Genomic DNA, 9,449 nt, shown 5'->3' on the forward strand with positions numbered 1-9,449 from the left:
CGATTTCCGTCCTTCAAGCTCACCTTATATTTGAAGTGACTGCCAGGTGGTTTGACCCCTCCCGCGCTATTGAGCCTATGAAGGCTGTGAATTCCATCTTCTGTCTTGCGAAGATCACGTTCATCGGGCCGGGGGGAGATAACGAAATAACTCGGGCTGTCCTTGACGTTGGAGTCGGGGATTTTTTAAGCACGGCAATGCACCGTGGAAGTGCGCGGTCGCACTTCAGGTAGCGAGCATTCCTGGCTTGACAACGCTGGAGAAGCCGGCATGGGCGGCGGGCTGGATGGGTCGGGGTTGCGGGCAGGACGCGAACTCGTGCAGGCATGGATAATGGCCGCCGACGTGGCGAGCAACCATCAAGTTTCAGCCCTTGTAGGGCCATGTCCCGGATCGATGGACTGTAGGGAAGATCAGTCGGCTACGGCGTACCGCGTGCGATGCGCCAGCGACGGACACGCTGGCGGATGGCTGCCGGGTCCGTGCACCGCCACGGATAACGCTGTCAACGCATAGGCCGCGTGGTCGGACAACGGGTCGCTGCCCACCGGGGGCAGCGTAACGTGGGCACGCCGGGCGAGCTCATGGGCGAAGTGCATCATCGATTCGCGCCTGGTGGCGTTCGTGCTGTAGGTAAAGCTCACGGTGATCGACGATTCGTCGAGTGTCTCCACCATATGCGGCGAGGTCATCGGGATGTACGCCCCGGTACCGGGGCCAAGGTCGTAGCGGTGCGCCCGCTCGCGGAATTCCTCGCGCCATTGCACCAGGGCGAGATCGTGGCGGGCGTGGAAGCTTGCCCGGGCACGTTCACTGCACACGTACTCATCGTCCGGGTCCCAAACGTACAGGGTCTTGTGCCCGCGAACCTGCAACAGCAGGCCGTTGTTGCGATCGATGTGGTACGGGGTGACGGTGTGCGGCGAGGCGACGAAGATCCATCCGGCGCGGTAGTACATGCCCGGATCGATGGCCTCGATGCGCTCCCGGATGGGATCCATCGCCTCGTCGATAAGGGTGCGGTATACCGGGTCGGCCTGGATGTGCCGCAGCAGCACCCAAGCCTTGGCATTGCTGATGTCGTGGATGGAGTCCACGATCGAGCGGTTGTTTGGAAATAGCCTGCCCACTTCGTCGAAGTTCGACCCGGGCGTGGCCTGGTTGTTGAACGAGAACCAGCGTGTGGTGCCGCGGCAGCGTTTGCCCAGTTGGGCGAGCTCGTCGGGTGCCAGCAATGGGTGGTCGACGAAATCGTGGGTCAGTCCCTGGGTGCGGGCAGGGTGGAAATTGTCCCAGTCCATCGTGATGGACCGGCGAACCGGCATGTCCATGATGGTGCCTGTAGCTTCGTTAGCCACTGTTCTACGCCTGCGCCAGCAACCGCCGCGACTTGCCGGAAGGTCTAGCGGTGCCCTTGCGAACATCGCAAGAACTTGCCGTTTACGTGCATATCATGGTTCGGGCAGGCGGGAGAACGGGACGCTCCAATGATTGGCGGAATTGTGCCAAGTCGCAAGAACTTACGGAAATCTTGCTGTCACTTCCGCCCGTGTCTAGGCAATTCGACCGATGTTACGGAAGTGCATCACTACCCCGGCGCATCCGGTGCACCCGGCAAGGCATCCCAGGCCTGTTGCCCGGTTCGTGCAGTGAAGACGCACATGAGCCCTTGAACACGGCGTCACCGCACATAGATAGCGGATGCCGGTGCCTTCGGGGCCGGCCAGCGATGCCCCACGAGGGGCTTCTACTTTCCATTGCTCAGATAGAGGATGTGACCCACATGCATACCGTCGATTTTGCCCCGCTGTACCGTTCCTCCATCGGTTTCGACCGTCTGTTCGACCTGCTCGAGACCGCCAAGCGCGCCCAGCCCAATGACAACTGGCCGCCGTACGACACCCTCAAGACTGGCGAGGATACCTACCGCATCACCATGGCGGTGGCGGGTTTCGCCCAGGAAGACCTCACCATCACCCAGCAGCCGAACCTGCTGATCGTCACCGGTGAGAAGAAGGTCGAGGCCGAGGGTGAATACCTGCACCGCGGCATTGCCTATCGTCCGTTCAACCGCCGCTTCGAACTAGCCGACCACGTGCGCGTGGCGGGTGCGAGCATCCTCAATGGCTTGCTGACGATCGACCTCAAGCGCGAAGTGCCCGAGGCGATGAAGCCGCGCCAGATCGAGATCAGCACCGGCGCGACGATCGAGCATCGCCTGCAGGATGTGACGAAGGCTGCGTAAAACGCCTGGCTGGCAGGGACGCCATGAAGAAGCCGCCTTTACCAGGCGGCTTCGTCTTTTCAGGGAATGCGGGCGGCCAGCGCCGCCTGCTCCACGCCCGGGTCCGGCGGTTCGCGTGTGCCCGGTGCCTCGGGATTGTCCGGGTGGACAGGTTGCTCCTCAGGTGGTGTATCCGGGTCCGGTGCCGGAATTTCAGGTTTTGGCGTACTGGGTGTCTCCTCGGGCGTGGCCGGGGTAAGTCCAGGCTTTTCCGGAATCTGCGGGCTTTGCATCGGTCGCTCCTCGGCGTTGGCAGGGCCAAGGTGAATAGAACCGCGTGACGGCGGTGTCTCGCGGGCGACAAGGCCCCGTATCGCTTGTTAATCTTGCCGGCCTACGCTCCCAAGGACACGGCCATGAGCCTCATCGAAACCCCCGTCTCGTTCGGCGAACTGATCGACAAGATCACCATCCTGGAGATTAAATCCCAGCGCATCGAAGATGCGGCCAAACTTGCCAACGTGCGCAACGAGCTTGAATTGTTGAACGCCACGTGGGGCAACGCGCCTGCCTCCCAGACCGACATCTCCGCCGAGCGTACGCGGCTGCTTGCCGTGAACGAAAGGTTGTGGGACATCGAGGACGAGATCCGGGTGAAGGAGTCGGCGCAGGAGTTCGATGCCGCTTTCATCAAGCTGGCGCGATCGGTGTATTTCGAGAACGATGAGCGCGCGGCGATCAAGCGCGAGATCAACCTGAAGCTGGGTTCGCAACTGGTGGAAGAGAAGTCGTACAAAGACTACCGGGCCAAGTAGGGCCTAGAGTCGGAGGAATTCCCGGCACGCCTCGAAGCGGTCGATCATCTCGTCGACCTCGATGAGGTCGGTGACGCCGGGAAACTCAATTTTCGTGCCCCAGGGGATATCGCTCGCCGGTTTGCCCAGGAATTTCCGCGCAGCGGCATCGTACTTGTCCACGCACCATCGCCGGTCGGAGTACGGCCCTGAACGATGCGGGTTGCTTGCCGCATGCAAACCCAGGATCTTCGTGCCCACGGTGTTGCCCATGTGCATGGGGCCCGAATCGGGCGTCAGCAGCATCGGCGCGCGTGAGAGCAGTGCCAGGTAGCGCTTGAGGGTGTCCTTGCCAGTGAGGTCCACAGGAGCGTGCGTGACCTTGCCAAGGATGCGGTCGGCCAGTTCGCGCTCAGGCCCTGAGGGGCCGCCGGTAAGCAGTACCCGGAAGCCGCGTTCATGGGCATGGTCCATCACTGCCGCATAGCGCTCGGGCAACCAGTTGCGCACGGTATGGCTGGACATCGGGCTCACCAACAAGGACGGCTCCTCGCCAGGCAGCTGTTCCGCCGCCCACGCATGGGATTCCTCGTCGATGGGAATATCCCACTGCACCCGGGTCTGCTTCAGTCCAAGTGGTTCGATGAAGCTGCCCATGGCGTCGAGCACGTGCTCGCCGGTGCGCGAAGGGATGCGTTCGTTGACGAACAGGCCGTGCAGGTCTTTCGAGCGTGCATGGTCGTAGCCGATGCGGCGCGTGGCCTTCACCGCCAATGAAAGGATGTTCGAACGCAGTGCCACCTGCATGTGCAGCAGTGCATCGAAACGGCGTCCGGCCAGTGCCCGGCGCACCTCGCCCATGCCCTGGCGGCCCTTGCCCTTGTCGAAGGTAATGAATTCGACGCCGGGAAGATCACCCACAAGCTTCCGTTCGAGCTTGCCGACGATCCAGGTGATCGACGTGGCCGGCCAGGCGGCCTGGACGGTGTGAACCAGCGGCACCACGTGGGTGACATCGCCGATGGCAGAGGTGCGCAGCAGGCAAATGCTGCCGGGAACTGCGTTGACGGGGCTTGGCATTGCTAGACTCACCTTCCGGTGACAGTGGCGGCGGATCGAACGGTGCAGTCGACGATGATGACAGACGAGCGCGTGCTTGCCGACCAGGGCGGCGGCATTGTCTTCGACGCAGGTCTGGTACCTGCGGTCGATCGCCGCTGGTTCGAGCCTGCGTGGTGGCAGGGTCAGGGCGCGCTGGCGGCTGCCACCGGCGGCCGCGGGGGCGTGAGCATCATCCGCACCGACGCCGGCGAGGCTGTACTTCGGCACTACCGCCGGGGCGGCATGGTGGCGAACATCCTGGGCGACCGTTACCTGTGGCTCGGCGCCGACCGCACCCGCAGTTTTCGGGAATTCCGCTTGCTGGCGCACCTGCTTGGCCGGGGGTTGCCGGTGCCGGCGCCACTTGCCGCGGGATTTGTCCGGCATGGCCTGCGTTACAGCGCGGACCTCGTCACCTTGCGCATTCCATGTGCGTCCACCCTTGCTGAAAAAATCGCAGCCGGTAGCGTGGATACCGAACTTGCCGGGCAGGTGGGTGCACTGGTGGCGCGCTTCCACCGCGAAGGCGTGTGGCATGCAGACCTGAACGCCCACAATATCCTGGTCAATCCGGAGGGCCTGTACCTCATTGATTTCGACCGAGGCCGGCTGCGTGCACCACACCTGTCATGGCAGCAGGACAACCTGGACAGGCTGCGCCGGTCGCTGATCAAGGTAGGCGCAGCCCGTTCGGGCGACCGTGCCTTCGACACCGACGTGTGGAAGCCGCTGGTATATCGTTACGAAAGGACCCTGGGCGCATGACCTGGCACCTGCATTTCCTTGGCACCGGGGCGGCCCATGCCGTGGAGCTGGGCTCCTCGGCGGTTGTCCTGGAACACGACGGCCAGCCAAGGCTCCTGGTCGATTGTGGCCCGGATACGCTCGACCGCTACCAGGCAGCTTATGGCACGTTGCCGGCGGCGATCTATATCACCCACGTGCATCTGGACCATGTCGGCGGCCTGGAGCGCCTGTTCATCCGGCTTTGGTTCGATGAAGCACTGCGCGGCCGCTGCAAGTTATTCCTGCATGCCAACCTGGTGCCCTGGTTGCAGGGACGCATCGCCGACTATCCCGGTGTACTGGCCGAAGGCGGGGTGAACTGGTGGGAAGCGTTCACATTGGTGCCGTGTTCGCGGGGCTTCTGGCATGAAGGGCAGTGGTTCGATATTTTCGCCACGCGCCATCACCGTGCCGGCACTTCGTATGGGCTGGCGCTCGATGGCAGCTTCGTCTACACCGGCGATACGCGGCCGATCCCCGAGCTGCTGGCGGTCGTTGCCGCGCATGGCGAGTTGGTCGCGCACGATTGCAGCCTCGTAGGCAATCCTTCGCATAGCGGTGCCGACGACCTGTTGAGCGAGTACGATGCGGACCTGCGCGCGCGCATCGTGGCCTACCACTACGGTTCACAGGACGATGGGCGGAAGCTTTCGGCCCTGGGCTTTCGAATCGCCCAGCCGGGTGACCGCCTTGTATTGCCCGATCCGTTGCCGCCAAGGATCGATGCCGGCTAGGCCTGCCTTGTGCCCGGTGCCGCGTGTCATTACAATTCCGCTTCTTTGCCGGCACGGAAGCGGGCAGGGAAGGCGCGGAGAATGCGCGTGGAGAGGTGTCCGAGTGGTTGAAGGAGCACGCCTGGAAAGTGTGTATACGCCTTAAAAGCGTATCGAGGGTTCGAATCCCTCTCTCTCCGCCAAACTGATTGGCTAAATTACGGTGGCCCTGACGGTCCCCCCGCGACGATAGTTCGTAAACTCCGCCAGGTCCGGAAGGAAGCAACGGTAGCGAATGATTCGGGTGCCGGGGTGTGGCTGGCAGGGCCGCCACCTTTTTGGGCGTTCGCATCCCAAGCCACTCCTTGGCACAATCACCTGTCGCCCCAAGGTAGTGAAGGCATGAGTTATCAGGTTCTGGCGCGCAAATGGCGCCCCCGTAAATTCGCCGAGCTCGTGGGCCAGGAACACGTGGTTCGCGCGCTTACCAATGCGCTCGAATCCGGGCGCATGCATCACGCCTATCTTTTCACCGGTACCCGCGGCGTCGGCAAAACCACCATCGCGCGTATCTTCGCCAAGTCGCTCAACTGTGAACGCGGGGAATCGTCCGATCCCTGCGGCGAGTGCGCCGTATGCACGGCGGTGGACGCCGGGCGTTTCGTGGACCTGCTTGAAATCGATGCTGCCAGCAATACCGGCGTGGACGACGTGCGCGAGGTGATCGAGAACGCGCAATACGCGCCCTCCCGCGGCCGCTTCAAGGTGTACCTGATCGACGAGGTACACATGCTGTCCAAGCCTGCGTTCAACGCGTTGCTCAAGACACTGGAAGAACCGCCGCCGCACGTGAAGTTCCTGCTGGCTACCACCGATCCCCAGAAACTCCCGGTGACGGTGCTTTCGCGCTGCCTGAAGTTCAACTTGAAGCGCATGTTGCCCGACCAGGTCAGCGGCCAGATACTGCATATTCTCGGTGCCGAGGGCATTGCCTTCGAGAGCGAGGCCGTGGATGAAATCGCCCGTGCCGCCGACGGCTCGATGCGTGACGGCCTGTCGTTGCTCGACCAGGCCATCGCCTATGGCGCCGGTTCGCTCAAGGCGGCCGACGTGCGCGCCATGCTTGGCAGCGTCGACCGCGGCCAGGTACTGGGCGTGCTTGAGGCGCTGGCGTCCAATGATGGCCCGGCATTGATGGCCGAATGCGACCGCATCGCCTCGTTCTCGCCGGATTTCGCAGGCGTGCTGGACGACATCGCGGGCCTGTTGCACCGACTGCAACTGGCCCAGCTGGTGGCGGGCCACGGGCTGGATGATGCCGCCGAAGCTGCCCTGGCCGAACGCCTGTCAGCGCAGGACGTACAGCTGTACTACCAGATAGCCACCACCGGCCGCCGCGACCTTAACCTCGCCCCGGATGCGCGCACCGGTTTTGAAATGACCTTGCTGCGCATGCTTGCGTTCACCCCGGCAGAAGGCGAAACCGCGCCCGCACCGCGCCGTGCGCCGGCGATGCCCACCGGCAACGCCGTGGGCGGCGATAGCGGCACGTCCCGGGTCAATCCGGCAGCATCCGCACCTGTATCTTCGCCGGGAGCAAGCACACGCCCGTCGCAGATCCCCGCGGCATCGCGTGAAGCGCCGCCGGATGTGTCACCGCGCACGTCCGCGCCGGCCGTGCCTGCACCTTCATTGGCCGCCAGCGGCGACATTCCCGACTGGCATACCCTGATCGAGCGCGCGAACCTGCGCGGGCCGCTGGGCCAGTTGGCGCAGAACGCGTCGATGCGTGAGGTCGACGGCGAAACCATGACACTGGTACTGAAGCCGGCCTACATGCATCTGGCCGTGGAACCGCTCACCGGCCAGATGGAAGAACGGCTCACCAAAGCCGTGGGCCGGCGTATCCGCTTGCGCTTCATTGCCGACCACGCAGCAGGGGAAACGCCAGCCGAGCGAGCGGCCCAGGTGCGCGATGCGCGCCAGGCCGATGCCGTCCAGGCCATCGGCAACGATCCCCTGGTACAGGCACTGCAACGCGACTTCGGCGCACGTGTCATACCCCAATCCATCAAGCCCCTGGAGCAATGACGTGAAGGCACAAATCGGTCAGCTGATGCAGCAGGCCCAGCGCATGCAGGAAGACATGAAGCGTGCGCAGGAAGAAATCGCCCGCATGGAAGTCACCGGCAGTGCCGGTGGTGGCATGGTTACTGTGATCGTGACCGGCGCCCACGAGGTACGCCGGGTGAAGATCGATCCGAAGCTCGTTGCCGACGACCTGGAAATGACAGAAGACCTCATCGCCGCCGCCTTCAACGACGCGGTGAACAAGATCGCCCAGGTGAGCAAGGACAAGCTCGGTGGCGTCACTGCCGGCCTGAACCTGCCAGCTGGCATGAAGCTGCCGTTCTGATCTTCGCATGAGCAGCGGTTCCCGACTCCTCGCCGAGCTGATCGACGCCCTGCGCTGCCTGCCTGGCGTGGGCGGCAAGAGCGCCCAGCGCATGGCCTTCCATCTTCTCGAGCGCGAGCGCCAGGGAGGGTTCCGCCTGGCTGCGGCGCTCGAGGCCGCCATGCGCGATGTCGGCCATTGCAGCCGCTGCCGCACTTTCAGTGAGGAAGCGGTGTGTTCGGTGTGTGCCAGCGCCAGTCGCGACAAACACGTGCTGTGCGTGGTGGAGTCGCCGTCGGACCTGGTCGCCATCGAACAGGCCACCGGCTATCGCGGCCTCTATTTCGTCCTGCTGGGCCGCCTTTCGCCGCTCGATGGCCTGGGGCCTGAGGAACTGGGGTTACCGTTGCTCGCCCAGCGCCTGGGCGAGGGTGAGGTGGAGGAGATGATCCTGGCCACCAATCCCACGGTCGAAGGCGAGGCCACGGCGCATTACCTGGGCCAGCTGGCACGTGCCGCTGGCATCCGCGTCACCCGACTTGCCCATGGCGTGCCGTTGGGCGGCGAGCTGGAGTTCGTCGATCGTGGCACGCTGGCGCACGCTTTTGGCAGCCGCCAGGTGCTCGGCTCCTGACTTCATCGGAAACTTTTGACATGACCGATACCATCTTTGCCAAGATCGTCCGTCGCGAGATCCCCGCCGATATCGTCTATGAAGACGACGACGTGCTGGCTTTCCGCGACCTCAATCCCCAGGCCCCGGTGCACGTGCTGTTCATTCCCAAGCGGGCCATCGCCAGCCTGGGTGATGCCACGACGGCCGATGCAGAGTTGTTGGGCAAGCTACTGCTTGCAGCGGCGTCTTACGCGCGGGAACAAGGCTTCGAGAAGAAAGGCTACCGCACTGTGCTCAACACCAACGAAGATGGTGGACAGACGGTGTACCACCTGCATGTCCACCTGCTTGCCGGTCGCCGGATGACCTGGCCGCCGGGTTGACGATAGGAGGTTTCGCCCCATGAAAGAAGCCGGCTTGCGCCGGCTTCTTTTTGTTCGCGCTTTTAGCGGTGAGGAGCCGGGCGCGGGACGACAATCACACGACGGTAACCGCCGCCATATCCGTAGCGGCCATAACCACCATAACCACCCCAGCCGCCCCAGTACGGACCGCCCCAGTACGGGCCGAAGCCCGGACCCCAGAACGGGTCGTAGTACCCCGGCGGGTAGTTGTAGATCACGCGCTTGGGCCACAGGTAAACCACGTCGGCTTCCACGCGTGGATACGCATAGTCGAAATCGCCGACCTTCTGCGAGACCGTGCCATGGATGGTGCCGGTGATGGAGACCTCGCGACCGCGGGTGAAAACTTCCGGATCGTAGAAACCTTCGCGGCAGGCGACGAAGCGGCCCTGGTTGTCGGACTTGTCGCCCGAGGG

At 63.5% G+C, this 9,449-nt stretch carries 12 protein-coding genes, 1 tRNA gene and 1 other RNA gene; 10 read left to right on the forward strand and 4 right to left on the reverse strand.

What is annotated here, in order from left to right; genetic code table 11:
* Positions 1–413 precede the first annotated feature (413 nt).
* Positions 414–1,331 carry a cupin-like domain-containing protein gene (locus VGM61_RS14020; RefSeq protein ID WP_331523449.1) on the reverse strand — a complete coding sequence of 306 codons (918 nt, stop codon included), beginning with the start codon at positions 1,329–1,331 and terminating at the stop codon, positions 414–416.
* A gap of 452 nt (positions 1,332–1,783) precedes the next feature.
* Between VGM61_RS14020 and VGM61_RS14025 the strand changes: the two genes are divergently transcribed.
* The gene (locus VGM61_RS14025) at positions 1,784–2,245 is read left to right on the forward strand and encodes an Hsp20 family protein (protein ID WP_331523450.1); all 462 of its coding nucleotides are present in this window, start codon (positions 1,784–1,786) and stop codon (positions 2,243–2,245) included.
* A 59-nt stretch (positions 2,246–2,304) separates the two neighbouring features.
* Here VGM61_RS14025 and VGM61_RS14030 read toward each other — a convergent pair whose 3' ends face one another.
* A complete protein-coding gene (locus VGM61_RS14030; protein ID WP_331523451.1) occupies positions 2,305–2,517 on the reverse strand; it encodes a hypothetical protein in 213 nt (70 codons plus the stop codon).
* Between the two features lie 123 nt (positions 2,518–2,640).
* Here VGM61_RS14030 and VGM61_RS14035 point away from each other — a divergent pair, with 123 nt between their 5' ends.
* Positions 2,641–3,039, forward strand: coding sequence for a DUF6165 family protein (locus VGM61_RS14035; protein WP_331523452.1), 399 nt, complete (start codon positions 2,641–2,643; stop codon positions 3,037–3,039).
* A gap of 3 nt (positions 3,040–3,042) precedes the next feature.
* Here the strand turns inward: VGM61_RS14035 and VGM61_RS14040 are convergent, their stop codons facing one another.
* Positions 3,043–4,098: a glycosyltransferase family 9 protein gene (locus VGM61_RS14040; RefSeq protein WP_331523453.1), complete on the reverse strand. Its 1,056-nt coding sequence runs from the start codon at positions 4,096–4,098 to the stop codon at positions 3,043–3,045.
* 42 nt (positions 4,099–4,140) lie between these two features.
* On the opposite strand from VGM61_RS14040, the gene VGM61_RS14045 reads away from it, so the two are divergent.
* The 8 genes from VGM61_RS14045 (at position 4,141) to VGM61_RS14080 (ending at position 9,012) form a co-directional block, all read left to right on the forward strand.
* Positions 4,141–4,884: a 3-deoxy-D-manno-octulosonic acid kinase gene (locus VGM61_RS14045; RefSeq protein ID WP_414694878.1), complete on the forward strand. Its 744-nt coding sequence runs from the start codon at positions 4,141–4,143 to the stop codon at positions 4,882–4,884.
* Positions 4,881–5,639: an MBL fold metallo-hydrolase gene (locus VGM61_RS14050; RefSeq protein ID WP_331523454.1), complete on the forward strand. Its 759-nt coding sequence runs from the start codon at positions 4,881–4,883 to the stop codon at positions 5,637–5,639. Before VGM61_RS14045 ends, VGM61_RS14050 begins: the two co-directional genes overlap by 4 nt.
* A gap of 89 nt (positions 5,640–5,728) precedes the next feature.
* Positions 5,729–5,821 (forward strand) — tRNA-Ser (locus tag VGM61_RS14055).
* Positions 5,822–5,848: 27 nt separating this feature from the next.
* An RNA gene (gene ffs / locus VGM61_RS14060) (signal recognition particle sRNA small type) lies at positions 5,849–5,945 on the forward strand.
* Positions 5,946–6,020: 75 nt separating this feature from the next.
* Positions 6,021–7,709 carry a DNA polymerase III subunit gamma/tau gene (dnaX, locus tag VGM61_RS14065; RefSeq protein ID WP_331523456.1) on the forward strand — a complete coding sequence of 563 codons (1,689 nt, stop codon included), beginning with the start codon at positions 6,021–6,023 and terminating at the stop codon, positions 7,707–7,709.
* A 1-nt stretch (position 7,710) separates the two neighbouring features.
* Positions 7,711–8,034, forward strand: a complete 324-nt coding sequence (locus VGM61_RS14070) for a YbaB/EbfC family nucleoid-associated protein (protein ID WP_250625814.1) — start codon at positions 7,711–7,713, stop codon at positions 8,032–8,034.
* Positions 8,035–8,041: 7 nt separating this feature from the next.
* Complete coding sequence (recR, locus tag VGM61_RS14075) at positions 8,042–8,647, forward strand: recombination mediator RecR (RefSeq protein ID WP_331523457.1); 606 nt, start codon at positions 8,042–8,044, stop codon at positions 8,645–8,647.
* Between the two features lie 20 nt (positions 8,648–8,667).
* Positions 8,668–9,012, forward strand: coding sequence for a histidine triad nucleotide-binding protein (locus VGM61_RS14080; RefSeq protein ID WP_331523458.1), 345 nt, complete (start codon positions 8,668–8,670; stop codon positions 9,010–9,012).
* A gap of 62 nt (positions 9,013–9,074) precedes the next feature.
* Here the strand turns inward: VGM61_RS14080 and VGM61_RS14085 are convergent.
* The coding region (locus VGM61_RS14085) for a Slp family lipoprotein (protein ID WP_331523459.1) at positions 9,075–9,449 on the reverse strand (375 nt) is incomplete at its 5' end.

The sequence above is a fragment of the Pinirhizobacter sp. genome (assembly GCF_036499745.1).
Classification (GTDB): domain Bacteria; phylum Pseudomonadota; class Gammaproteobacteria; order Xanthomonadales; family Rhodanobacteraceae; genus Pinirhizobacter.

Bases quoted from the DNA above. Each gene is read 5' to 3' on its own strand.
- recR (WP_331523457.1), top strand. From the start codon at position 8,042: ATGAGCAGCGGTTCCCGACTCCTCGCCGAGCTGATCGACGCCCTGCGC.
- VGM61_RS14025 (WP_331523450.1), top strand. From the start codon at position 1,784: ATGCATACCGTCGATTTTGCCCCGCTGTACCGTTCCTCCATCGGTTTC.
- dnaX (WP_331523456.1), top strand. From the start codon at position 6,021: ATGAGTTATCAGGTTCTGGCGCGCAAATGGCGCCCCCGTAAATTCGCC.
- VGM61_RS14050 (WP_331523454.1), top strand. From the start codon at position 4,881: ATGACCTGGCACCTGCATTTCCTTGGCACCGGGGCGGCCCATGCCGTG.
- VGM61_RS14030 (WP_331523451.1), bottom strand. From the start codon at position 2,517: ATGCAAAGCCCGCAGATTCCGGAAAAGCCTGGACTTACCCCGGCCACG.
- VGM61_RS14040 (WP_331523453.1), bottom strand. From the start codon at position 4,098: ATGCCAAGCCCCGTCAACGCAGTTCCCGGCAGCATTTGCCTGCTGCGC.
- VGM61_RS14080 (WP_331523458.1), top strand. From the start codon at position 8,668: ATGACCGATACCATCTTTGCCAAGATCGTCCGTCGCGAGATCCCCGCC.
- VGM61_RS14035 (WP_331523452.1), top strand. From the start codon at position 2,641: ATGAGCCTCATCGAAACCCCCGTCTCGTTCGGCGAACTGATCGACAAG.
- VGM61_RS14020 (WP_331523449.1), bottom strand. From the start codon at position 1,331: ATGGACATGCCGGTTCGCCGGTCCATCACGATGGACTGGGACAATTTC.